Raw genomic sequence first — 24,753 nt, forward strand, 5'->3', positions numbered from 1 at the left:
AAATGAACAGGACCGAGACAGCGGCGTGAAACCCGCTGCCCCGACACAGCTTAGCGCAGCAGTTCCAGGCGCAATCCCGTCGCTTCGCCGCTGGCGGCCTCCATGCGCGCCGCCCGGACGCCCTGGCCCGCCAGTGCCTCACGCCAGTCCTCGGCCCGGGGACCGGCGATACCGACCCGCAGGCCCGTGTCCAGGTTCAGCGCCCGGGACAACAGGCGCAACCAGGTGTCGTCCGGCTCACCGGCAAGACGCGGCAAGTCCAGGACACCGGTGTCCTTGAGCTGGCGCAACAGCGTGGCCGATGTCGGCAGCAAGTCCCCCAGCGCTGCGTTCGCCTCGAACTGCTCGACATGCAGGTAGGCCTTGCGATTGCCGCGGGTGATGGAATAAAGCGCGATCAGCGTGTTGTCCGCCGGCGGCGCCAGGCGCAGCAGCAGGAAGGCCTGGCCGTTGTCGGCGCCATAGAGCTTGGCATTGCCGAAGACGTCGTTGGCCCACAGGCTGCTTTCGCCGCAATCGCGGGCCTGGCACCAGAACAACAGCTCGGCGCCCTGTTTCTGCAACGCTTCGCGAGCCGCGGTAAAGGCTTGGGTGGCGGAATGTTCCGGCGGCAGTTCGTAGGTGACCGACGTGACATTCCCACGGGCATCGACCTGGCCGTCAAAGCGCAACTGGCCGCTGATCTTGCGGATCGAGCCCATGGGGTAGACGCGTTCCAGATCGCTGCCTTGCCGGTAATCGACGATTTGGGCATCGGGCATGCGCGGCACGCGTTCCAAGTCGCGACTGCCCGGCACATCGACGGCGAACGACGCCGGGCTGAGGCAGGCCAGCGCCAGCAGGACGAGTGAGTGAACGGATAATTTCATCGGATCGGCTTGGCCTGGGACGCTTGAACGCAACGGGCGTCGTCGATGCACTGCGAAGCTGGCAAACAGAGGTCTGTCATGGTTGTCTCCTTTTCAACCCGCCCAGCCTCGACAGTTGCCCGGCGCAAGTCAAGGAACGGTGAAGAACCGATTGAAACAGTCTGCTACAAGCCCGGCACCGACCTCGTCGTTCAGGTGCAAATGATGGCCGCCGGGCAACTGCTCATGACTGAAGGGTAGACGCTCCAGCAGCTCCGGGTGTTGGCCAAGCATGCCGTCGGCCGCCACTACCAGATGCGCCGGACAAGCGACCCGGGCAACGAACGCCATGGCCTGCTCTTCGGTCAGGCGCAGGGGCGATGGCAGGGTCAGGCGGTTGTCGGTGCGCCAGGTGTACCCCCCCGGCACCGGCATCAGGCCGCGCTGGGCCAGCAACTCGGCAGCCTCACGGCTGACCGCCACCAGCCCCTTCATGCGCGCTTCGATGGCTCGGTCGAGGGTTTTGTAGACCGGCTTGCGTTTTTGCTGCAAATCCAACTGGGCTTGCAGGGCCATGCCCATGCGTTCGGCCGCGTTATCACCTTTGGCGGTCGGAGGAATCACCCCGTCGATCAACCCCAGGTGCGTCACCCGTTCCGGCAGGGAACCGGCCAGCACCAGCGACACGATGGCGCCCATGGAATGCCCCAACAGGGCGAAGCGCCTCAAGCCCAGTTGTTCGGCCACTTGCAGCACATCGTGGGCGTAGTCCCACAAGGCATAGCCGGCACCCGGCGGCCGGTGCCCGGAATGACCGTGGCCGGCCATGTCCAGGGCGATCACCCGCAGCCCTTCGAGCCTGGGCGCCAGGCGGACGAAGCTGTTGGCGTTGTCCAGCCAACCGTGCAGGGCAATCACCGGCAGCCCGTCTTCCGGACCGGACAAGTGAGCCGCCAGTTCGATGTGAGGCAGGCTCAGGCGGACCTCTTCGACCACGCTCATGCGCTGCGCCCTTCCCAACGCTGGAAGAGGTTCTTGAGCAGGTTCGCCGTGTCTTGCGGACGTTCGAGGGGGAACATGTGACCGCCGGGCATGCTCAGGGATTCGCCATGGAGCATGCGTCCCACCGAACGGGTGTGATGGCGCATCACCACGCGACTCTGCCGGCCGCGCACCACGGCCAATGGCACCTTGAGCTTACGGGGCCGACCCGGGCTGGTGTGCGGCACGCCGCGGTAAATGCTGATTTCCGTGGCCGGGTCGAAGCGCAGCCGCAGCCGGTCGCCGACTTGTTGCAGGCCGTGTTGCAGGTAGGCGTCGAAGCAATCCGGGTCAAAACCGCGAAACAGTGTCTTGCCGGCAAAATACTGCCGGGCCGACGCCAGGTCGGCAAACTCCTCGCGCCGCCCCAGGGTCCGGCCGGCCGGGGTCAGGCGATCAATAAACCCCAAGCGCTTGGCCGCCAGGATGACCCACTGGTCGGTACGGGTCAGCACTGGCGAATCGAGCATGACCACGCCGCGGTACAGCTCAGGGCAGCGCAACGCCGCGTGCAGGTGCAGCACGCCGCCCAGGGAGTGGCCGACGCCCCACACTGGCGCCGGCTGCTGTTCCAGGTGATGGATCAGTTCGTCCACCAGGTTGTGCCAGTTGTCGTCGACCGGAAAGCGCGGGTCATGGCCGTGCAATTCCAAATGCGCGACCTGGTACTGCGGCGCCAGCGCGGCGAACAACTTGCCGTAGGTGGCCGAGGGAAACCCATTGGCGTGGGCGAAAAAAATCTGTTGCGACATGACAGCCGATCCATTGGGGAACTGCGGCAGATTGTCCGCAGAACCCGACGGCGCGGCAATGACCGTAACTGACAGGAATGATGACAGTCGGGCTTGGGCTATGGGGTTGTATGAGCGATGAAACCTGTGGCGAGGGAGCTTGCTCCCGCTGGGCCGCGAAGCGGCCCCCAAAACATCTGCCTGATAAACCGCAGCGCCTGGTCTTGGGCCTGCTGCGCAGTCCAGCGGGAGCAAGCTCCCTCGCCACAAGGGCGTTTCACCCGCCATAAGGGGTTCAACGCGCCGGTGGTTGCTCACCCAGCGGCACCACGGCCATGGTCAGGCGCGACACGCAATTGAGCTTGCCCTCGTCATTGACCAGGCGAATGTCCCAGACCTGGGTGGTACGGCCCAGGTGAACCATCCGGGCCGTGGCCGTTACCCGTCCGCTGCGCACGCCGCGCAGGTGGTTGGCATTGATCTCCAGGCCGACGCAATAGAACTTGCTGGCATCCACACACAGGTAGGCGGCCATGGACCCGACCGTTTCGGCCAGGACCACCGAAGCACCGCCATGCAACAGGCCGAACGGCTGGTGGGTACGCTGATCGACCACCATGCTGGCGGTCAGGGACTCGTCGTCGAACGACTCGAAACGGATATCCAGCACTTCGCTGATGGTGTTTTTACCGGCGGCGTTCAGTTGCTCGATGTTGGGGGTGGTGCGCCACAGACTCATCGCTGCCCTTCCTTTTTGGTTTTATTACATTCAATCCTGCACAGCACGGTGGGAGCAAGGCTTGCCCGCGATGCAGACGCTGGGGTGGATCAGGTATTACAGGCGCTTGAGGCTCATCGCCCCGGCCAGCGGCATATCGCCTTCCAGCTCGGCCAGCCCAGCCGTTTGCACTTGCTCGGGCTGTTGCAGGTGGCCGTGCTGCAGGAGGCCCAGCAGGCTGCCCACCAACGGGTTATGGCTGACCAGCAGCACGTCGTCCTGATCCTTCAGATGCCGCAACACATCGGCCGGCCGAGTCTCCGGCGTGAGCCAGTCGACGGTGATCAGTTCAGGTTCAAAGCCCAGTGCTTCGCGCACCAGTTGCGCGGTCTGTTGGGCACGCACATAAGGGCTGGCATAGATGGCTCGCAATGGCTCACCCATCAACCGGCCGGCACTGAGCAACACTTCCTCGCGGCCATGCACCGTCAAGACCCGCTCTGGATCGGGACGCACACCATGGGGCTCTGCCTCTCCGTGACGCAATACCCACAGTTTCATAGCTTCGGCTCCTCGTCCCGGACCGGATGCGGCGCCGGCGCCACGGCGTGAGGCGCTTCACCTTCCGGCGTGCGTGGGGTCGGCCAGTCCGCGAACGGCCAGGGCTTCTGGTCGCTGTGGAAGGTGCCGAAACGGCCGATCTGCGCCAGGAACTGGCTCAGGCTGTCACCGAAATTCATCAGGCTCGCGCTGGGCGCGCCGTAGATCAGCCGATAGATCAATTGCACCAGCACCACGGCGCCGAGGATGAATTGCGCCACCTGCCAGACCAGCAGGTAAACCACCATCCACAGCACACGCAGCAGGATGGATTCGTATTGGGGTTGCCCTTGCGGATCGTTCATGGCTCGCTCCTGCTTGCGTCAATAGCGGTTCAGTTGAAACCGCTGGTGGAAATGAAATCAACGTCGGTCTTCGGTTCACCACGCATCAACAGCTCGATCACCTGTTCCAGCGTGCGCCCTTCGAACAGGATCGCGTGCAGCCCGGCGACCAGCGGCATGTACACCCCCGCCTCCTGGGACTTGGCCTTGAGCACCTTGAGGGTATTGACCCCTTCGGCCACTTCACCCAGGCGCGACACAGCCTCATCAAGGCTCAAGCCTTGGCCAAGGGCAAAGCCGACCTGATAGTTGCGACTCTTGGGCGAGGAACAGGTGACGATCAGATCGCCCACTCCGGCCAATCCCAGGAAGGTCATCGGGTTGGCGCCTTGGCTGACGGCGAAGCGGGTCATTTCCGCCAGCGCGCGGGTGATCAGCATGCTCTTGGTGTTCTCGCCCATGTCCAGCGCCACCGCCATGCCGGCGATGATGGCATAGACGTTCTTCAGTGCACCGCCCAACTCCACTCCAAAACGGTCAGCACTGGCGTAGACCCGAAAGGTGCGGCCATGGAGTGCGGCCTGGACCTGTTGGCACAATTGCTCATCCTCACTGGCGACCACCGTGGCCGTCAGCGCGTGCTCGGCGATTTCCCGCGCCAGGTTCGGACCGGAAATCACACCGATCCGCGCCTTGGGGGCGATTTCTTCGAGAATTTCGCTCATCAGCTTGAAGGTCTGGGCTTCGATGCCCTTGGTCAGGCTCACCAACAGTTTGCCGCTCAGGCGCTCGGCATGGGGTGCCAACACCGAACGCAAGGCGCTGGACGGCAAGGCGACGAAGAACAGGTCGCTACCCTCCAGGGTGGCCTGCAAGTCAGTCACCGGCACCACTTCCGGGCGGATCTTGATGCCCTTGAGGTAACGTGGGTTCTCGCGGTTGACCCGGATGGCCTCGGCCTGTTCCGGGTCACGCATCCACTGGCGCACCGGGTGGCCATTCTCGGCCAGCAGGTTAGCCACGGCGGTACCGAAACTCCCGCCCCCCAGGACCGCAATCGGGCGCTGTTCAGTCATATGCAATCCGTTCATCCATACCAAGTGGCAATGCGGGGCATTATACGGAGCGGCCGGATGGCGACCAGCCCCGGCAACAATTACCGCCAGCTGTAGGAAGCTGACCACCAATTCCCAGGAAAATGCTGTCAACGTGAATGGAAAAGTCGTTCAGCTCAGTTAACATGCCCGTCATCCGTCCGTTCTCATAGGCTGTGCCGTGTCCGTTGGCCCTTCCCGTTCAGGTTCGTCCCTGCTCTTGGCGCTGATCATCAGCCCGCCAGTGCTGGCCGACGACTTGTTCGTGGACAGCCAGCCCCTGCCCCAGGTACTGACGGCCACGCGCCTGAAGCAATCGCCGGCGGCGGTGCCAGGCAGCATGACCGTGCTCGACAGCGAGCTGATCAAGGCCAGCGGCGCCCGGGACATCAGCGAATTGCTGCGCCTGGTACCGGGCATGATGGTCGGCAACATCACCGGCAACCAGGCCGCCGTGAACTACCACGGCACCAACGCCAGCGAAGCGCGGCGCATGCAAGTGCTGATCGACGGCCGCTCGGTGTACCGCGCCGGCCTGGCCACCGTGGACTGGAGCGATATTCCGGTGGCCATGGAAGACATCGAGCGGATCGAAGTCTTCCGCGGCCCCAACACCGTCAGCTATGGCGCCAACGCGCTGATGGCGGTGGTCAACATCATCACCCGCGTCCCGGCCGACAGCCATGGCACCCGGTTGAAAATCACCCGGGGCCAGCGTGGCATCAGTGACTGGTACGCCAGCCAGGGCAGCGGCTGGGAAGGCGGCGACCTGCGGTTGTCGCTGTCCGGCCAGGAGGAGGATGGCTTTGACAGCGACCGCAACGGTGCCGACTACCGCGACAGCCGCCGCCTGAATCGCTTCAATCTGTCCGTCAGCCAGACCCTGGACGAACGGCAGAGCATCGACTGGCAATTGAACGCCAAGGACGGGACCAACCAGCGACCTTATACCTACCGTCCCGTGTTCGCCGGGATTACCGCCGCTGGGGATAATTCCGACGTCATCGCCAAGGACTATGCCGGCTCACTGCGTTGGAACCTGGACCTGGATCCCGACCACAGCCTTTATGTACAAGGCTCGATCCAGCACTGGGATCGCCAACAGACCTGGCGCGCCTGTGACGCCGAGGTGTCTTTCAGCCCGCAACTGACCGACCTGTGGCAGCTCAACCCCAACTATGCCGAGAAGCTGGCGCGCAATATCCCCAGCTATACCAGCATCGGCGCGCCACCCGGCACGCCACAGGAACAGGCGTTGGCCAACCAGGTGCTCGATCAGTGGCGCAACGGCGCCTCGCGGACCCTGTGCGGCGATATCGACCAGAGCGCCCGGGAATCGCGCTACGACCTGGAGATCCAGGACACCCTGAGCCTGTCCGACAGCCTGCGACTGGTCACCGGCGCCAATTATCGCTACGACCGGGCCGACTCGGAGACGTACTTCAACGGCACCCTGGACGACACCACCTGGCGCCTGTTCGGCCAGCTCGAATGGCGGGCTACCGAGCATTGGCTATTGCAGGGTGGCGCGATGTTCGAGGACACCCGCCTGACCGGCAGCTCGCTGACCCCACGGGTCGCGGTCAACTACCTGATCACCCCGCGCCACGGCCTGCGGGCGGTGTACTCCGAAGCCGTGCGCTCGCCGGACATGTTCGAGAACAACGTCAACTGGAGCTACCAGGTCACCAACCTGCAGCCTGCCGCCTTCGGCCAGAACAGTGCCCGTTATTTCGTCCGGACCCGCGGCCCGGGCAACCTGGAGCAAGAGCACATGCGCTCTCGGGAACTGGGCTACAACGGTTATTTCGTGGACGTGGGCCTGGCGGTCGACGTGAAGCTGTTCCATGACGAAATCACCGGCATGATCAGCGAACCGCTGCGCAACAATCAGTACATCGCCAGCAATGCCAATGAATCGCAGTTCTCCGGGGTCGAGACCCAGTTCGACTGGCGCATGACCAGCGCCGACCGTCTGCGCCTGACCTATGCCTATGTCGACGCCCAGGCCAGCAACCCCCTCGACGAACAACTGACCGCCCGCAACAGCGGTTCGGCCGGCTGGCTACGGGACTGGGGCCAGGGCTGGAACAGTGCGCTGTTCTACTACGCCGCCGACGACCTCAACGGTTATCGCTTCGAACGGGTCGACACCCGCCTCGCCCGGCGCATTCCCCTGGGCAAGGCCAGCCTGGAACTGGCGGGCGTGCTGCAACAGCGCCTGGACAACCAGCCCATGACCTTCGTCGACAACCGCTACGACTCCCGCCATGTGGTGTACTTCAGCGCGGAGCTATCGTTCTAGATGTCCCGGCGCCGCCCCCGCAAGACGCCATTTCATGGCCGCCTGACGCTGGCCCTGTGCCTGGTGTTTGCCGGCTGGCTGGCAACCCTCCAGGCCAGGGCCGCCGAAATCCTGTTGACCGGCGCCGAGGACAGCCCCGGCGTACAGTCTTTCACCCAGGCCCTGAAAACCCTGCGCCCCGAAGACAGCGTACGCTTTACACCACTGGCCAACCTGCCGACGCCGGACAAGCTGCCGGACACTGTGCGCCTGATCCTGCTTGACTTGCCCAGCCTGGAGTGGCGCCTGCAAGACGCGCGGGGCCCGGCCACCCTGGTCCTGCGCATCAGCCGCCAGCAAGCCCGCGACCGCCTGGGCGATGCGACGCCCGCGCACCTCAGCCTGCTGTGGAGCGATCCACCGATGGCGCGGCAACTGCGGCTGATCCGCACCATCCTGCCGCAAGTGCGACGGGTCGGCGTGCTGTATGACACCCACAGTGAATTCCTGCTCAAGGATCTCCAACAGGCCGCGGCACCGCTGGGCCTGGTCATCGTCAGCGAACGTTGGGACGACACCAGCGACAGCCGTCCCCTGCAAAACCTGCTGGGCCAAAGCGATGTGCTGCTGGGCCTGGATGACCCCGACTTGTACAACCCCAAGACCGTGAAGAACCTGTTGCTCAGCAGCTATGCCCGGCAACGCGCGCTGATCGGGCCCAGCGCCGCATTCGTCAAGGCCGGCAGCCTGGCCAGCACCTACAGCGACCAACAAGACTGGCTGGCGATTCTCGACGACCTGCTTGACCGCCCCGCCACGACCTGGCCGCGCACGCTGTATCCGGACCGCTTCAAAGTCCTGGGCAACCGGCAGGTCTCCCGCTCGCTGGGGATCGAACCGATTGACGCCGAATCCGTCGCGGCAACGTTGGCCGAAGGAGAACACCGCCCATGACCTTGCGTCGCCGTTGGGACATCAACACCCGCACCCAGCTCATCGCCCTCGGCCCAGCGTTGCTGCTGACCTTGCTGCTGATCACTTTCTTTACCTTCGTGCGGATCCAGGACTTGCGCCAGGAGCTCAATCACACCGGGCAACTGATCGCCAACCAACTGGCCCCCGCCACGGAATACGGCGTGATTTCCGGCAACAAAGAGGTGCTCGAAAGCCTGCTCACCGCAACCCTGGCGACCCCACACGTGCGCTTCCTGGAAGTCCAGGACAGCGCCGACAAGGTCCTGGTGTATGTCGAACAACCCGAGCAGGTCCACAGCCGTGCCCAGCAGATCGACGTCTTCCAGGCCCCGGTGCGCCTGCAGCGCATTGCCCTGAACAATGATTTCCTGCAAGGCAACAGCAGCGCCATGGAGGCGGCTGGCGAGGATTACCTGGGCCGCGTGATCGTCGGCATGTCCAGCGACGCCTTCAGCCAGCGGCAACAGGAAATCCTGTTCAAGGCCGCGATCCTGGCGTTGTTCGCCCTGCTGTTCACCTTCCTGGTGGCACGTCGGCTGGCGACCAGCCTGTCCCGGCCGATCCGCGACATCGGCAACGCGGTCAAGGCTATCCAGCAAGGCGACTACAGTACCCCGCTGCCCATCGTCGATGACACCGAACTGGGGGCCTTGTCGCGGCACATCAACAACCTGGCCGACGGCCTGGAACAAGCCAGCCGCGAACAGCAGCAGGCCATGGCACAGCTGATCAAGACCCGCGAAGAAGCGGAAAAAGCCAACAGCGCCAAGTCCGAGTTCCTGGCGATGATGAGCCATGAACTGCGCACGCCCATGAACGGCGTACTGGGCATGTTGCAGCTGCTGGAAACCACCCGCATGACCGACGAGCAGCACGAGTACACGGCGCTGGCTTCGGAATCCACCGAACACCTGTTGAAAGTGATCAACGACATCCTCGACTTCTCGCGCATCGAGCGCTCGGCCCTGGAACTGGAGCACATCCCGTTCAACCTGGCCGAACTGGTGGGCAGTTGCGCGCAGTCTTTCCAGCACAGCGCCGCGCAGCGCAAGCTGGGCCTGGACCTGCTGGTCCCGGACGACATGCAGGCCTTGCAGGTCCAGGGCGATCCGACGCGGATCCGGCAGATCCTGGTGAACCTGATCGGCAACGCACTGAAATTCACCGAGCAAGGCCGTGTCACCGTGCAATGCCAGTGGCAGGCCCTGGACCACGAACTGCTGTGGTTCACCTGCACGGTGCGCGACAGTGGCATCGGCATCCCCGCCGAGAGCCTGGAGCGCATGTTCGATGCCTTCCAGCAGGCCGACAATTCGATTTCCCGGCGCTACGGCGGCACAGGCCTGGGCCTGCCGATCGCCCGCACCCTGGCCGAACGCATGGGCGGGACGCTGCGGGCCCAGAGCGAAGAAGGCCAAGGCTCGGTGTTCACTCTCGAGATCCCGCTGGCCCTGTCGCGCCAGACACCAGCGACCCTGGTGCCGCGCCTGCCTATCGGCAGCGGCAGCGGCGATGGCGAAGGCCGCAACGTGTTGCTGGTGGAAGACAATCCGGTCAACCAGACGGTGGTCGAAGCCATGCTGCGCAGCCTGGGTTTCACCGTCAGCATCGCCACCGATGGCGCCCAGGCCGTACGCAGCGCCGAAAGCCTGATTTTCGAAGCGATCCTCATGGATTGCCGGTTGCCCATCATCGATGGCTACGAAGCCACGCGGCAGATCCGCCAGTTGCCGGGTTGCGACCAGGTGCCGATCATCGCCCTGACGGCCAACGCCTTGCAGGGCGACCGCGAAGCCTGCCTCGCGGCGGGCATGAACGATTACCTGGCCAAGCCGTTCAAAAGGAACGAACTGCAACAGATTCTGCAGCGCTGGGTGAATTAGAACAGCTCGCCAGACCATCTGTGACTGGCGTGAAAGGCGAAAGTGCGGCAGTCTTAGGCACCCGAACGAGCCTCGATTGGGGCTTGAATAAAAATTTCAGTGCACAGGTGTACATTCATTTCCCGTGTGCTGTGACTTTCACTACAACGCAATAGTCTATGAGTAGGCTGTCGATTCGAGGCATGAACGCTTCGATCGGCCGGGAAGATTTGCCCCACCCTGCCGCATGGGACTATTGAGGAGCTCGCATGACCAAACAAAACGCCTTTACCCGGGAAGATCTGCTGCGCTGCAGTCGCGGTGAGCTGTTCGGCCCAGGTAACGCGCAACTGCCCGCCCCGAACATGCTGATGGTGGATCGCATCACCCATATCAGCGAAGAGGGTGGCAAGTACGGCAAAGGTGAATTGGTCGCCGAGCTGGATATCACTCCGGACCTGTGGTTCTTCGCCTGCCACTTCGAAGGCGATCCGGTGATGCCGGGCTGCCTGGGCCTGGACGCCATGTGGCAACTGGTCGGTTTTTTCCTCGGCTGGCAAGGCCTGCCAGGTCGCGGACGCGCCCTGGGTTCGGGCGAAGTGAAGTTCTTTGGTCAGGTCCTGCCGACCGCCAAGAAAATCACCTATAACATTCATATCAAACGCGTCCTCAAGGGCAAGCTGAACATGGCCATTGCCGATGGTTCGGTTGCCGTGGACGGTCGCGAGATCTACACCGCCGAAGGCCTCCGGGTCGGCGTTTTCACCTCCACTGACAACTTCTAAGGGTTATCCGCATGCGCCGCGTCGTTATCACTGGTCTGGGCATCGTTTCGTGCCTGGGCAATGACAAAGAGACCGTCTCCGCTAACCTGCGTGCAAGTCGCCCTGGCATCCGGTTCAACCCGGAATATGCCGAAATGGGTCTGCGTAGCCAGGTTTCCGGCTCCATTGACCTTCCCCTCGAAGAACTGATCGATCGCAAGATCTACCGTTTCGTCGGCCATGCGGCGGCCTACGCCTACCTGGCCATGAAGGACGCCATCGCTGACTCCGGCTTGACCGAAGAGCAGGTTTCCAACCCGCGCACCGGCCTGGTCGCCGGCTCCGGCGGTGCCTCCACCTTGAACCAGATGGAAGCGCTGGACATCCTGCGCGAAAAAGGCGTCAAGCGTGTCGGCCCATACCGCGTCACGCGGACCATGAGCAGCACCGTTTCGGCCTGCCTGGCCACGCCGTTCAAGATCAAGGGCCTGAACTACTCCATCGCTTCTGCCTGCGCCACTAGTGCCCATTGCATCGGTACCGCCATGGAACAGATCCAGATGGGCAAGCAGGACATCGTGTTCGCCGGCGGCGGTGAAGAAGAACATTGGAGCCAGTCGTTCCTGTTCGACGCCATGGGTGCCCTGTCCAGCAAGCGCAACGACACGCCAGAAAAAGCTTCCCGTGCCTACGATGCCGACCGTGACGGCTTCGTCATCGCTGGCGGCGGCGGCATGGTCGTGGTCGAGGAGCTGGAACACGCCCTGGCCCGTGGTGCGAAGATCTACGCGGAAATCGTCGGCTACGGCGCCACGTCCGATGGCTACGACATGGTCGCGCCAAGCGGCGAAGGTGCGGTGCGCTGCATGCAGATGGCCATGTCCACCGTCGATGCACCGATCGACTACCTGAACACCCACGGCACCTCGACCCCGGTCGGCGATGTCGCGGAAATGAAGGGTGTGCGCGAAGTGTTCGGCGACAAGGCCCCGGCCATCAGCTCCACCAAGAGCCTGTCGGGTCACTCCCTGGGCGCCGCCGGCGTTCACGAAGCGATCTACTGCATGCTGATGATGGAAGGCAACTTCATGGCCGGTTCGGCCAACATCGACGAGCTGGACCCGGAAGTGGCCGACCTGCCCATCCTGACCAAGACTCGCGAAAACGCCACCATCAATACCGTGATGAGCAACAGCTTCGGCTTCGGTGGCACCAATGCCACCCTGGTGATGAAGCGCTGGCAGGGCAAGTAAGCCCCGCTGCTACGCCACACAAAAAAACGCCCCGACTGGTTCGGGGCGTTTTTTTTGCCTGACGGATATGCCTGAATACCTTGTGGGAGCGGGCTTGCTCGCGAATGCGGCGGGTCAGACGGCACATTGCTAGCTGACACTCCGCATTCGCGAGCAAGCCCGCTCCCACATGAGATCTGCAGTGGGTGGAATTCAGCGCACGACAAACCGCTGCTGTGTCAGCAGCCGATCACCCTGGAACACCATGAATCGCCACTCTCCCGGCACCACTTCGTGGCTTTCGGTGAATTCGTAGGCCATGACATCCTGGGGTGCGCCAGGTACCAGTTTCTGGATGACCTCGAACTTGTCGTGGCGCACGCCATCGGGGGTGCGGATACCGGGAGTGAAGTACAACAGGGTCAACGGCTGGTCGTCAGCAACCTTGCCAGCCAACTGATAGCGCATGCCGAATTTGGTGCCCAGCTTCGCCGGTACGCTCTCGGTCTGGCGGATCTGCTCGTTGCTGCGCCGCAGGACCCGCTCGCCCGATTGCAACTCAGCCTGGGGCCCTTCAAAGACACCATATTCCACCGGGCCTTCGACACGAACTTCCGCCTGGGCCAGGCCGCAGGTCAACAACAGCGCGACCAGTGCGCTTGAACGGGTGAGGTGCATAGTGCGCTCCTTGATTGAGATGAGCGCGAGGGTATGACGCGGGAGTGACAGGCTGATGACAAAGCGATGTTGGCCATGCCAGCTATGGCCCGGGGATAGGGTTGCCCCTGTGGCGAGGGAGCTTGCTCCCGCTCGACTGCGCAGCAGTCGCCAGGTTTTGGGGCTACTGCGTAGCCCAGCGGGAGCAAGCTCCCTCGCCACAAAAGCGGGCTTAGCGGGCCACTGAGCGGGGCAGCACCGCCAGGAAGTTATCCCGCGCCACTCTCCTCGCCACGTCTTGCGGCAAGGCATCGAGGAACGGATCGAAGCTGCGCAGTTCCTCACCCAACTTGTTGAAACGCCCAACCACATCCGACCCCACCATGAAACGCTCAGGAAAGCGCTCCACCAGCTTTACCCACTCAACCCGAGGCTTGCCCGCCTCATCCAGCAAGTACGGCGTGAGTACGCTCCAGGACAGGTCGACGTAGAGATTGGGGTAGGCCTCGAGCAGGCGGGTCAGGGTCGGCAGCAGAAAATCCAAGCAGGTCTGGTGACGATGGATTTCCATGCTGGTGCCTGCATGAGCCCAGATGAAGCGCGTATGCGGGTGATTGCGCAACGGCTCCTCGATTTCCGCCAGGTACAGCGGATTTTTCTCACGCTTGGACGTGATGTTGGAATGCAGCATCACTGGCAGGTCGTTTTCCGCCGCCAGGTGATAGATCCGCGTCATGGCTTCGTTGTTGGCCCGTGGCGTGTCGCCCGAGGTCAGCGCCGTCAGGTCGTCATGGCGGGTGAAGACCTCACCGATGCCCTGCCACAACCCCGGATAGAGATCGAGCATGCGCTGGATATGGGCGGCGGAGTTCTTGTCGTTGGGATTGAAGCCCGACAGGAACGGATGGAAGTGCTGGCGCTGTTCGTCGGTCAGCTTGCTCACTGCCGCGGCGACGATCACATCGGTGGCGCTGTACCAATAGGCGTCCGCGTCATCACCGGCGTAATAACGCGGACGCTTGGGCTCGTCCTCATGCCATTTCTTGGCCACCGGCACGCCGGAAATCATCACATGCTCAATGCGATTGTCCGCCATCGCCTGAAGCAGCTTGGGCATGCCGGCGCTTTCCTGGAAGAAATCGACGTAATGCAGGTGCGCATCGCTGTAGGCATATTCGCGGGCCATGGCGGTGGCGCTCGAAACGACCAGCAGCCAGGCAAGGATCAAACGGGTCAAAGGCACGGGCGGTCTCCAGAAGCCATGAACAGCGTAGACCCTCGCCGTCCCGCCTGGGTTCAAGGCGCATGTGCAGTGTCTGCCGGCGGCGGGTTATGCTTCGGCCAACCGTTGTTCAACCTGGAAGACAACATGACCACCCTCCTGACCGTTCGCCCCCGCGCCGAAGACGTCGAAGGCCAGCCGATCCTTCGCCCGCTGCCGTCCGCCAAATGCCGCAGCGTCGGGCCTTTCGTGTTTTTCGATCATATGCTGCCAACCACCTACCCGGCCGGCAAAGGCATGAACATCCGCCAGCATCCACACATTGGCCTGTCCACCCTCACCTACCTGTTCGAAGGCAAACTCCAGCACAAGGACAGCCTGGGCTCCGACCAGGTGGTGGACGCTGGCGATGTCAGCTGGATGACCGCCGGCAGCGCCATCGCCCACGTCGAGCGCACCCCGGAGTCATTGCTGGGCAGCCCTTTCGTCATGCACGGGTTGCAAGTCTGGCTGGCCTCGCCCAAGTCCCACGAACAGGGCCCGGGGCACTACAGCCATCACCCCGCGCAGAGCCTGCCGGTCAGTGAGAACCTGGGGGTCGGCATCCGCATGATCGCCGGGAGAGGCTTTTGCCTGGAATCACCGGTACCGGTGCTGTCGCCAACGCTGTACGCCGAGTTGAACCTGCAGACCGCAACGACCTTGCTGATTCCCACCGAGCATGAAGAACGGGCCCTGTATGTGCTCAGTGGCGAGGCGTTATTGGAGGGTGAGCCGGTAGAAGCCCATTCCCTGGTGATATTGCCAGCCGGGGAAGCAATGACACTGTTTGCCGACAGCGATTGCCATGCCGTGCTGTTCGGCGGCGCGCCCCTGGACGGGCCGCGGCGGATGAACTGGAATTTCGTTTCCAGCGACCCGGCCCGGATCGATGAAGCCCGCCGGCGCTGGGCGGCTGGGGACTGGCCGACGGTGCCGGGGGAAAGCGAGCGGATCGAGCTGCCCTGAGTTCAGGGTTGTCTGGCTGGGCCCCTTCGCGAGCAAGCCCGCTCCCACAAGGACCGAGTCGCCCGCAGCACTGTGGGCATCGCAGATCCACTGTGGGAGCGGGCTTGCTCGCGAAGGGGCCAGTCCTGACACCAACAATGCTCAGTACCCGCCCCAACCTCAGCCCTTGAACACTTCATCCAACAAATTATGCATCGAGCGGAACGCCCGCCCGGCAACCTTGGCGTCGTACATCATCTTGCCCGGCACATTGGCCTGCGGATCAGTGAACGAGTGCACCGCACCGCCGTAGCTCAGCAACTGCCAATCCACCCCGGCGGCATTCATTTCCTCTTCAAAGGCCGGCAGCTGCTCTTTCGGCACCAGCGGGTCGCAAGCGCCATGCATCACCAGCACCGCGCCCTTGATGTTCTGCGCATCGGCCGGGTTCGGTGTATCCAGGGTGCCGTGGAAGGAAATCGCGGCCTTGAGCGGTGCGCCGGTGCGCGCCAACTCCAGTGAACAGCAACCGCCGAAGCAGAAGCCGAACGTGGCCAGCTTCGTCGTGTCGACCTCGGCTTCGCCTTGGCTTTGCAACTGCTCGAACGCAGCCTGCATGCGCTTGCGCAACAATGCCCGGTCGTTCTTGAGGGGCATCATCGCCGCCCCCGCCTCATCGGCATTGGTCGGGCGCACCGTTTGCCCATACAAGTCGGCGATCAGCACCACATAACCGTTGGCCGCCACCGACTTGGCAATGTCCTCGGCACCCGCCCCGACACCCATCCAGTTCGGCGCCATCAGCAAACCCGGGCGCGGGCCCTGCTGGTTAATGTCGAAGGCCAGGCGCCCTTCATAACTTTGACCATCGATCTGATAGACCAGCGAACGAACCGTAACCTGACTCATGACGGACTCCTCTTTGACTGAACACCAGAAATGAAAAAACCCGCCGAAGCGGGTTTTTCCTGCACTTGTTTAAGCTGACAGTTCAACCAACAGCTTGTTCAGGCGACGCACATACGCCGCCGGGTCCTTCAGGCTGTCGCCGGCCGCCAGGGCCGCCTGGTCGAACAGGATGTGCGACAGATCGCCGAAACGCTCTTCGCTCTGCTCGTTGTCGAGTTTTTCCACCAGCGGGTGGGCCGGGTTGAATTCGAAGATCGGCTTGGAGTCCGGGACTTTCTGGCCGCTGGCTTCGAGGATCTGGCGCATTTGCAGGCCCAGGTCCTGCTCACCGATGGCCAGGATCGCCGGGGAGTCGGTCAGGCGGTGCGAGACGCGCACTTCGCTGACAGCGTCGCCCAGGGCGGTCTTGATCCGCTCGACCAGGCCTTCCTTGCTCTTGGCGACTTCTTCGGCGGCTTTCTTGTCTTCTTCCGAATCCAGGTTGCCGAGGTCCAGGTCACCACGGGCCACATCGACGAAGCTCTTGCCGTCGAACTCGTTGAGGTAGCTCATCAGCCACTCGTCGATGCGGTCGGTCAGCAGCAGCACTTCGATGCCTTTCTTGCGGAAGACTTCCAGGTGCGGGCTGTTCTTGACCTGCGCATAGGTTTCACCGGTCAGGTAGTAGATCTTGTCCTGGCCTTCCTTGGCGCGGGCCAGGTAATCGGCCAGGCCAACGATCTGCTCGCCATCGTCACCCTGGGTCGACGCAAAGCGCAGCAGGCCGGCGATTTTCTCTTTGTTGGCGAAATCCTCGGCCGGACCTTCCTTCATCACTTGGCCGAAGTTCTTCCAGAAGCTCTTGTACTGATCAGGCTCGTTCTTCGCCAGTTTTTCCAGCATGTCCAGCACGCGCTTGGTCAGTGCCGACTTCATGGAGTCGATGATCGGATCTTTCTGCAGGATTTCCCGCGAAACGTTCAGCGACAAATCGTTGGAATCCACCACGCCCTTGATGAAGCGCAGGTACAGCGGCAAGAACGATTCGGCCTGGTCCATCACGAACACACGCTGCACGTACAGCTTCAAGCCCCGTGGCGCTTCGCGCTGGTACAAGTCGAACGGTGCACGGGCCGGCACGTACAGCAGTGAGTTGTACTCCAGCTTGCCTTCGACCTTGTTATGGCTCCAGCTCAGCGGGTTCTCGTAGTCGTGGGCGATGTGCTTGTAGAACTCCTGGTATTCCTCGTCTTTCACTTCGGTGCGTGGACGGGTCCACAGGGCACTGGCGCGGTTGACGGTTTCCCACTCCACTTCAGGCTTTTCTTCGCCTTCGGCGGCGGTGACTTCCTTCGGCAGCTCGATGGGCAGCGCGATATGGTCGGAGTACTTCTTGATGATGTTGCGCAGGCGCCAACCGTCGGCGAACTCGTCTTCGCCGGACTTGAGGTGCAGCACGATGCGGGTACCGCGATCAGCCTTGTCGACGGTGGCGACTTCAAACTCGCCTTCGCCCTTGGACGACCAATGCACGCCTTCGCTCGCAGCGAGGCCGGCACGGCGGCTGAACACTTCGACCTGGTCGGCCACGATGAACGCCGAATAGAACCCGACGCCGAATTGACCAATCAGGTGGGAATCTTTCTTCTGGTCGCCGGACAGGTTCTTCATGAAGTCGGCGGTGCCGGACTTGGCGATGGTGCCCAGGTGCGTGATCACTTCTTCGCGGCTCATGCCGATGCCGTTGTCTTCGAGAGTGACGGTTTTCGCGTCCTTGTCGAAGCTCACACGGATTTTCAGCTCGGCGCCGCCTTCCAGCAGTTCAGGCTTGGAAAGGGCTTCGAAACGTAATTTGTCGACAGCGTCAGAGGCGTTCGAAATCAGCTCGCGAAGGAAAATTTCCTTATTCGAATACAGCGAGTGAATCATCAGGTGCAGCAGTTGCTTCACCTCGGTCTGGAAGCCCAGGGTTTCCTTTTGAGTTTCCACGCTCATGGTCATCAAACTCCAAGTGGATGGTGGTGTCCGCCTCGCTGAGATTGGCGGCGGGATGTCCTCAAGGTGGGGGCGACGCGGATGATTTCAAGGGCGATCGGGTTTTGAGGGTTCCTGGATCTTGAAATGGGCGCGGGCAGTGGCGATGGGTTGCGCCTCGACGTCTTGCCAGGCGGTGATCGCGACGTTGGCGACCCGTCGGCCCTGGCGCCAGACCTGGCATTTGGCGTAGGTGTCGCGAAACTGTCCAGTGCGCAGGTAATCCAGGGAAAAGTCGATGATTTTCGGTATGCCTGGCGTGCCGGTGGCGATCAACAGATGAACGGCGGCTGCCAGCTCCATGAAGCCGGCGATGACCCCGCCGTGGATGGCCGGCAGTAAAGGGTTACCAATGTTGTCTTTGTTGGCCGGCAGGCGAAACACCAAGTCGTCGCCCTGGCGCGTGCATTCGACGCCGATCAGTTGGGCATAGGGGATCGAGGCGAGCAGCAGCGCGTAGTCGCCCTGCTCGCAGGCGCGGCGCAGTTGTTCCTGGGTGGTATCGGTCATGGTTGGCCCACGGTGGTTATCGGACTGGCCTTGCCCATTCCCCTGGCATGCTGGCCCAGGCGCATGAACGTGCCCACCACATGGGCAATGGGTTGTTCGGGATCGTCTTGATAGGCGAACCCCCGGGTGAAAATCACGTCCGGGGTCACCCGATAACATTGAGCGAAGCCGTAGACGTCCTTGTGGGGCTCGGCGGCGTGCATGTAGTCGATGCGCAGGTCGAGGGTGGGGCAAACTTCGAATTGCGGCAGCACGCATAGGGTCGACATGCCGCACGCGGTGTCCATCAATGAGGTCAGCGCGCCGCCGTGGATGATGCCCGTCAGAGGGTTGCCGACGATTTTCGGGCTGAACGGCAGGACGAGCGTCAGCCCGTCACGATTGGCGCCGTGCAACTTCAAGCCCAGCACCTGGCAATGTCGCAGGGCCGATAAAAAGCGCGTCGCACGCTCAAAAATGGGATCTTCAGCCATGTCCATCAATGCCCTCGTTTGTGCAGAGGCCCGGCAACGGGCGTGTTCGCTAAAGTTCCGCGAGCGTCCAAAGTTATATATCTGTAGCAAAAGAGGAACTTAACCTGAAGGGGCGCGCTCAAAAGGCCAGTAGTTATTTCCATAAGGAGAAACACCCCATGCGTAAGACTTTTGCTATTGCCTTGATGTTGGCCGCTTCCCTCGGCCTCGCTGCCTGCGATAAAAAATCCGAGGACAAAGCTCAAGATGCCCAACAACACGCTGAGCAAGCTCAGCAAGACATGAACAAAGCACAGGATAAAGTGAACGACGCGGCGAAAGAAAACGCCGAAGCCGCCAAAGCTCAGTCTGAATCGAACAGTGCCGCGCAGCAGGAACAAGCTCCTGCTCCTGCTCCTGAAGCGCCTAAAACCAACTGATACGGTTTTAGCAGTAAAAGAAAACCCGCCTGGCGCGGGTTTTCTTTTGCCTGTGATTTGGAGGCGGCGTCTGTCAGGCCGCTTCCTTGCCGGCCTCGGGCGCTGGTGCTTCGGTGGGGGTATAGACCATCACATCCAGCACATCGGAGTGAAACTCACGCTGATACAACACGAACACCACGCCAGCACTCATCAACATGAATAACCAGGGGCTGACAAACCACGCCAACATGGTCATGCCGAAGTAATAGGCACGCAGGCCGAAGTTGAACTGGTTGGCCGCCATGGAAATCACCCGCGCCGCCCTTAGTGCGAAGGCTTTGCGCTCTTGCTCAGAGACATGGCGCTCGCCGATCATCGGTGCCGAACCAATCAGCACCGCCGCGAAGTTGTATTGGCGCATGCACCAGCTGAACGTGAAGAACGCATACACGAACACCAGTGCCAGGCACAGCAACTTGACCTCCGCCATGCCCTGGGAAGCCTGTTGCACCAAGGGGATGTCCGCCAGCAACGACACCGCCCGATCCGAGGCCCCAAGCACCGTCAGGATGCCCGCCAGGATGATCAGCGTGCTGGAGGCGAAGAATGAGGCGTTGCGCTCCAGGTTGCCGATCACGCTGGCATCGGCGATGCGGTTCTCACGCAACAGCATGCGGCGCATCCAGTCTTCGCGGTACAGGTGCATGACACTGGCCAGGCAGGCCGTGTCGCGGGCCTTCCAGGAGGCATAACGGGTGTAGCCCGCCCAGCAGATGATGAACCAGGCGGCGGCAAGCAGATGGATCAGGTTGGCTTGGATGAATGACATTCGATTTCCTGTGACGAAAACAAAGCTGTGGCAACTTGCAATGGACCCCTGTGGGAGCGGGCTTGCTCGCGAATGCGGTGTGTCAAACGGCATATTTGTAGCTGGTACACCGCATTCGCGAGCAAGCCCGCTCCCACAGGGTTCTGCAGGTTTTTCAAGACACTGCTTCGACGTTTACCCACGGAAAAAGACACTGCCGCCCAAAAAAAATGCCCCGTATCGATTGATACGGGGCATTTCGGTTCTTGCCGGTGGATCTGCCTGTTGTCGCTTACGCCAACGCTTCGCTGCGCTTGCCCAGCAGGCGATCACACACCACCGCGACCGCCAGGGTCATCACCGAAGGCACCAGCCAGGCCAGGCCTTGCTCGCTCAGCGGCAAGTGAGCCAGTTGCGTCGGCATCCAGTCCGCCAGCCCCGCGCCCTTGAGCGCATCGATCAGGCCAAACAGGAACGACACCAGCATCACCGGGCCAACGATGCGCCCCTGCTCGTGCCAGAAGTCCTTGCAGAAGCTCAGGGCCACCAGGGCGATGCACGGTGGGTAGATCGCGGTGAGGACCGGAATCGAGAACGCGATCAGCTTGGTCAGGCCCAGGTTGGACACCAACAGCGAAAAGGCCGCCAGGATCACCACCAAGGTCTTGTAGGACAGCGGCAACACGCGGCTGAAGTACTCGGCGCAGGCGCAGGTCAGGCCGACCGCGGTCACCAGGCACGCCAGGGAAATCAGCACCGCCAGGAAACCGCTGCCCAGGCTGCCGAAGGTGTGTTGCACATAGGCGTGCAGCACGGCGGCGCCATTGGTTGCGCCCGCGGCCACTTCATGGCTGCCCGAACCCAGGCGGAACAGGCTGACGTAGACCAGCGCCAGACCCACGCCGGCAATCAGCCCGGCGATGATCGCGTAACGGGTGATCAGGGCCGGTGACTCGACGCCCCGGGAGCGGATCGCATTGACGATGACAATGCCGAACACCAAGGCGCCCAGGGTATCCATGGTCAGGTAGCCATTGATGAAGCCTTGGGAAAACGGCGCCGCCACGTATTCAGGCGTGGCCACGCCGATATCGCCGGCCGGCAAGGCAAACGCAGCGATGCCGAGCACGGCCAGGGCGATGATCTTCAGGGGAGCAAGGAAACGTCCGACGGTGTCCAGCAGGCGGCCCGGGTAGAGCGAGATGAAAAACACCAGCAGGAAATACACCGCGCTGTAGAGGAACAGCGCCAGCGGGCTTTCACCGGTCAGAGGCGCCAAGCCGACTTCGAACGAAACGGTGGCGGTACGTGGCGTGGCGAACAGCGGGCCGACAGCCAGGTAGCACACCGCCGCCAGCAACCCACCGGCGATTTTGCCGATGGGGCTGCTCAGGGCATCCATCGCGCCACCGACCTTGGCCAACGCAACGACCGTGATGACCGGCAGCCCGACCGCGGTGATCAAGAAGCCCAGCGCCGCCATCCAGACATGGGGCCCGGACTGCAAACCGACGATAGGCGGGAAGATGATGTTGCCAGCCCCGACGAACAGGGCAAATGTCATGAAACCAAGCGCCAGGATGTCCTGGCCTTTCAACACTTTCATTAAGGAAACCACACTACTGAATCGGAATTTAGAGAGGGATTTCCCCGAGGGTAGAGGGAAATGCTGCCGATCCGTATGGGACCGACCCGTTTAGCGCGGCGCTTCCTTTTGGGCAGCGATCGCAAAAATGGCTGCTAGCCTAACGAATTTGGCGATAAAACGCACTGTAAAGGGGCAAACTATCCGATGCACGACGCTCCCGTGTCGCGTTTTTGCATCTAAATGGTTGACGACTGTAATTCCGTCATCGCGAGCAAGCTCGCTCCCACAATGCAATGCGCTCATGCCTTTGTGGCGAGGGAGCTTGCTCCCGCTGGGCTGCGCAGCAGCCCTAATACAGGCAAACCGGATCTATTCAGGTAAGACGGCGCAGCCTGGTTTACGACTGCTTCGCAGCCGAGCGGGAGCAAGCTCCCTCGCCACAAGGACCTCCCTACATTTCCCAAGTAAAACGGCTGTACAGTCGGCCAGAAACGACAAAGGCCACCCGGAGGTGGCCTTTGTTGCTGGAACGAAAAGGTCAGCCGAAGCTTACTTCTTCATTTCCCAGCCAGTCAGCTCGGCCAGGGCCTTGCCGATGTCTGCCAGCGAACGCACGGTTTTTACGCCTGCGTCTTGCAGCGCAGCGAACTTCTCGTCTGCAGTGCCTTTGCCGCCAGAGATGATTGCGCCAGCATGGCCCATGCGCTTGCCCGGAGGAGCAGTCACACCAGCAATGTAGGAAACAACCGGCTTGGTCACGTTGGCCTTGATGTAGGCAGCCGCTTCTTCTTCAGCCGAACCGCCGATCTCACCGATCATGACGATCGCTTCGGTCTTCGGGTCTTCCTGGAACAGCTTCAGGATGTCGATGAAGTTCGAGCCTGGGATCGGGTCACCGCCGATGCCGACGCAAGTCGACTGACCGAAACCGGCGTCAGTGGTCTGCTTCACGGCTTCGTAGGTCAGGGTGCCGGAACGGGACACGATACCGACCTTGCCTGGCAAGTGAATGTGACCTGGCATGATGCCGATCTTGCATTCGCCCGGAGTGATCACGCCTGGGCAGTTAGGGCCGATCAGGGTGATACCCAGCTCGTCGCACTTGACCTTGGCTTCCAGCATGTCGATGGTCGGGATGCCTTCGGTGATGCAGACGATCAGCTTGATGCCGCCGAACGCTGCTTCAAGGATGGAGTCCTTGCAGAAAGGTGCTGGAACGTAGATCACGCTGGCGGTGGCGCCAGTGGCGGCTACAGCGTCTTTCACGGTGTTGAACACGGGCAGGCCCAGGTGCTCGGTGCCGCCTTTGCCCGGAGTTACGCCGCCAACCATCTTGGTGCCGTATTCCAGGGCTTGCTGGGTGTGGAAACTACCTTGCGAACCGGTAATGCCCTGGCAGATAACCTTGGTGTCTTTGTTGATCAGGACGCTCATTATTTGCCCTCCGCAGCTTTAACGACTTGTTGAGCAGCGTCGGTCAGGCTGGTAGCAGCGATGATGTTCAAACCGCTTTCTGCCAGTACTTTAGCGCCCAGCTCAGCGTTGTTGCCTTCAAGGCGAACAACAACCGGGATTTTCACGCCGACTTCTTTCACGGCGCCGATGATGCCTTCGGCAATCATGTCGCAGCGAACGATGCCGCCGAAGATGTTGACCAGTACTGCAGCGACGTTGGTGTCGGACAGGATGATCTTGAACGCTTCGGTAACACGTTCCTTGGTAGCACCGCCGCCCACGTCGAGGAAGTTGGCTGGCTTGCCGCCATGCAGGTTGACGATGTCCATGGTACCCATGGCCAGGCCGGCACCGTTGACCATGCAGCCGATGTTGCCTTCCAGGGCTACGTAGTTCAGTTCGAACTTGGCAGCGTGCGCTTCGCGCGGATCGTCTTGCGACGGATCGTGGAAAGTCTTCAGCTTAGGCTGACGGTACATGGCGTTGGCGTCGATGTTGATCTTGGCATCGAGGCAGTGCAGGTCGCCGTCGGCCTTGATCACCAGCGGGTTCACTTCCAGCAGGGCCAGGTCGTGGTCCTGGAACAGCTTGGCCAGGCCTACGAAGATCTTGGCGAACTGAGTGACCTGCTTGCCTTCCAGACCCAGCTGGAATGCCAGCTCGCGACCCTGGAATGGCTGTGCGCCAACCAGTGGATCGATGGTGGCCTTGAGGATTTTCTCAGGGGTATCGTGAGCGATTTTCTCGATGTCCACGCCACCTTCGGTGGATGCCATGAACACGATGCGGCGGCTCGAACGGTCAACGACAGCGCCCAGGTACAGCTCTTTAGCGATATCAGTGCACGATTCAACCAGGATCTTGGTGACTGGCTGGCCGTTGGCGTCAGTCTGGTAAGTCACCAGACGCTTGCCCAGCCACTGCTGTGCGAAGGCTTTGGCGTCTTCTTTGCTGCGAACCAGCTTGACGCCGCCCGCTTTACCGCGACCACCGGCGTGAACCTGGGCTTTGACAACCCATTCGCTGCCGCCGATTTTGTCGCAAGCTTCTGCTGCCGCTTCCGGGGTGTCTACCGCGTAGCCGGTGGATACTGGCAGGCCGTACTCAGCGAACAGCTGCTTACCCTGATACTCGTGAAGATTCATGCTTATTACCGTCTTCGTTAGGTACTGCGCATTCGGTGCTGCACCGTTGTGGTGCCGCACCACCTGTGACTGCTGCTTGCGTAGCGTTCCGGTGAACCAGTGTCGCTACGCAAGGCTGCGTCCAGCGGATATTCCGCGGTGAGTCTTGCTCG

At 61.9% G+C, this 24,753-nt stretch carries 24 protein-coding genes; 7 read left to right on the forward strand and 17 right to left on the reverse strand.

Features of this window, described 5'->3' with window-relative positions; all coding sequences use genetic code 11:
* Nucleotides 1-50: 50 nt before the first annotated feature.
* From HU715_RS15125 to HU715_RS15155, 7 genes are all read right to left on the reverse strand, one after another.
* Nucleotides 51-869, reverse strand: coding sequence for a DUF4892 domain-containing protein (locus tag HU715_RS15125; RefSeq protein ID WP_186708106.1), 819 nt, complete (start codon nt 867-869; stop codon nt 51-53).
* Nucleotides 870-998: 129 nt separating this feature from the next.
* On the reverse strand, nt 999-1,850 hold the full coding sequence (locus HU715_RS15130; protein WP_186708108.1) for an alpha/beta hydrolase: 852 nt from the start codon (nt 1,848-1,850) through the stop codon (nt 999-1,001).
* Complete coding sequence (locus tag HU715_RS15135; RefSeq protein ID WP_057451981.1) at nt 1,847-2,641, reverse strand: alpha/beta fold hydrolase; 795 nt, start codon at nt 2,639-2,641, stop codon at nt 1,847-1,849. The genes HU715_RS15130 and HU715_RS15135 overlap by 4 nt, the downstream gene beginning before the upstream one ends.
* A 274-nt stretch (nt 2,642-2,915) precedes the next feature.
* Nucleotides 2,916-3,359 (reverse strand): hotdog fold thioesterase, encoded by a 444-nt coding sequence (locus tag HU715_RS15140; RefSeq protein ID WP_186708110.1) that lies wholly within the window; start codon nt 3,357-3,359, stop codon nt 2,916-2,918.
* Nucleotides 3,360-3,455: 96 nt separating this feature from the next.
* A complete protein-coding gene (gene sixA / locus HU715_RS15145; RefSeq protein ID WP_186708112.1) occupies nt 3,456-3,899 on the reverse strand; it encodes a phosphohistidine phosphatase SixA in 444 nt (147 codons plus the stop codon).
* Entirely contained in the window at nt 3,896-4,243 is a 348-nt protein-coding gene (locus HU715_RS15150; protein ID WP_053123936.1) for a DUF4389 domain-containing protein, read from the reverse strand. The genes sixA and HU715_RS15150 overlap by 4 nt, the downstream gene beginning before the upstream one ends.
* 29 nt (nt 4,244-4,272) lie before the next feature.
* The gene (locus HU715_RS15155) at nt 4,273-5,298 is read right to left on the reverse strand and encodes an NAD(P)H-dependent glycerol-3-phosphate dehydrogenase (protein ID WP_186708114.1); all 1,026 of its coding nucleotides are present in this window, start codon (nt 5,296-5,298) and stop codon (nt 4,273-4,275) included.
* A 199-nt stretch (nt 5,299-5,497) separates the two neighbouring features.
* On the opposite strand from HU715_RS15155, the gene HU715_RS15160 reads away from it, so the two are divergent.
* The 5 genes from HU715_RS15160 (at nt 5,498) to fabB (ending at nt 12,454) form a co-directional block, all read left to right on the forward strand.
* Nucleotides 5,498-7,621, forward strand: coding sequence for a TonB-dependent receptor plug domain-containing protein (locus HU715_RS15160; RefSeq protein ID WP_186708116.1), 2,124 nt, complete (start codon nt 5,498-5,500; stop codon nt 7,619-7,621).
* Nucleotides 7,622-8,554 (forward strand): ABC transporter substrate-binding protein, encoded by a 933-nt coding sequence (locus tag HU715_RS15165; protein ID WP_186708118.1) that lies wholly within the window; start codon nt 7,622-7,624, stop codon nt 8,552-8,554.
* On the forward strand, nt 8,551-10,458 hold the full coding sequence (locus tag HU715_RS15170; protein WP_186708120.1) for an ATP-binding protein: 1,908 nt from the start codon (nt 8,551-8,553) through the stop codon (nt 10,456-10,458). Before HU715_RS15165 ends, HU715_RS15170 begins: the two co-directional genes overlap by 4 nt.
* Nucleotides 10,459-10,706: 248 nt before the next feature.
* A complete protein-coding gene (gene fabA / locus HU715_RS15175) occupies nt 10,707-11,222 on the forward strand; it encodes a 3-hydroxyacyl-[acyl-carrier-protein] dehydratase FabA (protein WP_003204400.1) in 516 nt (171 codons plus the stop codon).
* An 11-nt stretch (nt 11,223-11,233) separates the two neighbouring features.
* Entirely contained in the window at nt 11,234-12,454 is a 1,221-nt protein-coding gene (gene fabB, locus HU715_RS15180) for a beta-ketoacyl-ACP synthase I (protein ID WP_186708122.1), read from the forward strand.
* 192 nt (nt 12,455-12,646) lie between these two features.
* Here the strand turns inward: fabB and HU715_RS15185 are convergent, their stop codons facing one another.
* On the reverse strand, nt 12,647-13,111 hold the full coding sequence (locus HU715_RS15185; protein WP_018610122.1) for a DUF3859 domain-containing protein: 465 nt from the start codon (nt 13,109-13,111) through the stop codon (nt 12,647-12,649).
* Nucleotides 13,112-13,322: 211 nt separating this feature from the next.
* A complete protein-coding gene (locus HU715_RS15190; protein ID WP_225917647.1) occupies nt 13,323-14,276 on the reverse strand; it encodes an amidohydrolase family protein in 954 nt (317 codons plus the stop codon).
* Between the two features lie 183 nt (nt 14,277-14,459).
* Between HU715_RS15190 and HU715_RS15195 the strand changes: the two genes are divergently transcribed.
* Nucleotides 14,460-15,320, forward strand: coding sequence for a pirin family protein (locus HU715_RS15195; RefSeq protein ID WP_186708126.1), 861 nt, complete (start codon nt 14,460-14,462; stop codon nt 15,318-15,320).
* 159 nt (nt 15,321-15,479) lie between these two features.
* Here the strand turns inward: HU715_RS15195 and HU715_RS15200 are convergent, their stop codons facing one another.
* The 4 genes from HU715_RS15200 to HU715_RS15215 form a co-directional block, all read right to left on the reverse strand.
* Entirely contained in the window at nt 15,480-16,208 is a 729-nt protein-coding gene (locus HU715_RS15200) for a dienelactone hydrolase family protein (protein WP_186708128.1), read from the reverse strand.
* Nucleotides 16,209-16,277: 69 nt separating this feature from the next.
* A complete protein-coding gene (gene htpG / locus HU715_RS15205; RefSeq protein WP_186708130.1) occupies nt 16,278-18,182 on the reverse strand; it encodes a molecular chaperone HtpG in 1,905 nt (634 codons plus the stop codon).
* Nucleotides 18,183-18,269: 87 nt separating this feature from the next.
* The gene (locus HU715_RS15210; protein WP_053189657.1) at nt 18,270-18,731 is read right to left on the reverse strand and encodes a PaaI family thioesterase; all 462 of its coding nucleotides are present in this window, start codon (nt 18,729-18,731) and stop codon (nt 18,270-18,272) included.
* Nucleotides 18,728-19,204, reverse strand: a complete 477-nt coding sequence (locus HU715_RS15215) for a PaaI family thioesterase (protein WP_186708132.1) — start codon at nt 19,202-19,204, stop codon at nt 18,728-18,730. The genes HU715_RS15210 and HU715_RS15215 overlap by 4 nt, the downstream gene beginning before the upstream one ends.
* Before the next feature lie 158 nt (nt 19,205-19,362).
* Between HU715_RS15215 and HU715_RS15220 the strand changes: the two genes are divergently transcribed.
* Nucleotides 19,363-19,623 (forward strand): hypothetical protein, encoded by a 261-nt coding sequence (locus HU715_RS15220; RefSeq protein ID WP_186708134.1) that lies wholly within the window; start codon nt 19,363-19,365, stop codon nt 19,621-19,623.
* A 73-nt stretch (nt 19,624-19,696) separates the two neighbouring features.
* Here the strand turns inward: HU715_RS15220 and HU715_RS15225 are convergent, their stop codons facing one another.
* From HU715_RS15225 to sucC, 4 genes are all read right to left on the reverse strand, one after another.
* On the reverse strand, nt 19,697-20,434 hold the full coding sequence (locus tag HU715_RS15225; RefSeq protein WP_186708136.1) for a DUF599 domain-containing protein: 738 nt from the start codon (nt 20,432-20,434) through the stop codon (nt 19,697-19,699).
* A gap of 271 nt (nt 20,435-20,705) precedes the next feature.
* Nucleotides 20,706-22,019, reverse strand: coding sequence for a branched-chain amino acid transport system II carrier protein (gene brnQ / locus HU715_RS15230; protein WP_053123957.1), 1,314 nt, complete (start codon nt 22,017-22,019; stop codon nt 20,706-20,708).
* A gap of 531 nt (nt 22,020-22,550) precedes the next feature.
* On the reverse strand, nt 22,551-23,435 hold the full coding sequence (gene sucD / locus HU715_RS15235; protein WP_014339581.1) for a succinate--CoA ligase subunit alpha: 885 nt from the start codon (nt 23,433-23,435) through the stop codon (nt 22,551-22,553).
* Nucleotides 23,435-24,601 carry an ADP-forming succinate--CoA ligase subunit beta gene (gene sucC, locus HU715_RS15240; protein WP_003179235.1) on the reverse strand — a complete coding sequence of 389 codons (1,167 nt, stop codon included), beginning with the start codon at nt 24,599-24,601 and terminating at the stop codon, nt 23,435-23,437. Before sucC ends, sucD begins: the two co-directional genes overlap by 1 nt.
* Between the last annotated feature and the right edge of the window lie 152 nt (nt 24,602-24,753).

The organism is Pseudomonas zanjanensis (assembly GCF_014268745.2).
In the GTDB taxonomy this organism is placed as follows: Bacteria; Pseudomonadota; Gammaproteobacteria; order Pseudomonadales; family Pseudomonadaceae; genus Aquipseudomonas; species Aquipseudomonas zanjanensis.

Excerpts from the sequence above, each read along its gene's own strand:
- HU715_RS15125 (WP_186708106.1), bottom strand. The coding sequence starts at position 869 with ATGAAATTATCCGTTCACTCACTCGTCCTGCTGGCGCTGGCCTGCCTC.
- HU715_RS15130 (WP_186708108.1), bottom strand. The coding sequence starts at position 1,850 with ATGAGCGTGGTCGAAGAGGTCCGCCTGAGCCTGCCTCACATCGAACTG.
- HU715_RS15135 (WP_057451981.1), bottom strand. The coding sequence starts at position 2,641 with ATGTCGCAACAGATTTTTTTCGCCCACGCCAATGGGTTTCCCTCGGCC.
- HU715_RS15140 (WP_186708110.1), bottom strand. The coding sequence starts at position 3,359 with ATGAGTCTGTGGCGCACCACCCCCAACATCGAGCAACTGAACGCCGCC.
- sixA (WP_186708112.1), bottom strand. The coding sequence starts at position 3,899 with ATGAAACTGTGGGTATTGCGTCACGGAGAGGCAGAGCCCCATGGTGTG.
- HU715_RS15150 (WP_053123936.1), bottom strand. The coding sequence starts at position 4,243 with ATGAACGATCCGCAAGGGCAACCCCAATACGAATCCATCCTGCTGCGT.
- HU715_RS15155 (WP_186708114.1), bottom strand. The coding sequence starts at position 5,298 with ATGACTGAACAGCGCCCGATTGCGGTCCTGGGGGGCGGGAGTTTCGGT.
- HU715_RS15165 (WP_186708118.1), top strand. The coding sequence starts at position 7,622 with ATGTCCCGGCGCCGCCCCCGCAAGACGCCATTTCATGGCCGCCTGACG.
- HU715_RS15170 (WP_186708120.1), top strand. The coding sequence starts at position 8,551 with ATGACCTTGCGTCGCCGTTGGGACATCAACACCCGCACCCAGCTCATC.
- fabA (WP_003204400.1), top strand. The coding sequence starts at position 10,707 with ATGACCAAACAAAACGCCTTTACCCGGGAAGATCTGCTGCGCTGCAGT.
- fabB (WP_186708122.1), top strand. The coding sequence starts at position 11,234 with ATGCGCCGCGTCGTTATCACTGGTCTGGGCATCGTTTCGTGCCTGGGC.
- HU715_RS15185 (WP_018610122.1), bottom strand. The coding sequence starts at position 13,111 with ATGCACCTCACCCGTTCAAGCGCACTGGTCGCGCTGTTGTTGACCTGC.
- HU715_RS15190 (WP_225917647.1), bottom strand. The coding sequence starts at position 14,276 with ATGGCCCGCGAATATGCCTACAGCGATGCGCACCTGCATTACGTCGAT.
- HU715_RS15195 (WP_186708126.1), top strand. The coding sequence starts at position 14,460 with ATGACCACCCTCCTGACCGTTCGCCCCCGCGCCGAAGACGTCGAAGGC.
- HU715_RS15200 (WP_186708128.1), bottom strand. The coding sequence starts at position 16,208 with ATGAGTCAGGTTACGGTTCGTTCGCTGGTCTATCAGATCGATGGTCAA.
- htpG (WP_186708130.1), bottom strand. The coding sequence starts at position 18,182 with ATGAGCGTGGAAACTCAAAAGGAAACCCTGGGCTTCCAGACCGAGGTG.
- HU715_RS15210 (WP_053189657.1), bottom strand. The coding sequence starts at position 18,731 with ATGACCGATACCACCCAGGAACAACTGCGCCGCGCCTGCGAGCAGGGC.
- HU715_RS15215 (WP_186708132.1), bottom strand. The coding sequence starts at position 19,204 with ATGGCTGAAGATCCCATTTTTGAGCGTGCGACGCGCTTTTTATCGGCC.
- HU715_RS15220 (WP_186708134.1), top strand. The coding sequence starts at position 19,363 with ATGCGTAAGACTTTTGCTATTGCCTTGATGTTGGCCGCTTCCCTCGGC.
- HU715_RS15225 (WP_186708136.1), bottom strand. The coding sequence starts at position 20,434 with ATGTCATTCATCCAAGCCAACCTGATCCATCTGCTTGCCGCCGCCTGG.
- brnQ (WP_053123957.1), bottom strand. The coding sequence starts at position 22,019 with ATGAAAGTGTTGAAAGGCCAGGACATCCTGGCGCTTGGTTTCATGACA.
- sucD (WP_014339581.1), bottom strand. The coding sequence starts at position 23,435 with ATGAGCGTCCTGATCAACAAAGACACCAAGGTTATCTGCCAGGGCATT.
- sucC (WP_003179235.1), bottom strand. The coding sequence starts at position 24,601 with ATGAATCTTCACGAGTATCAGGGTAAGCAGCTGTTCGCTGAGTACGGC.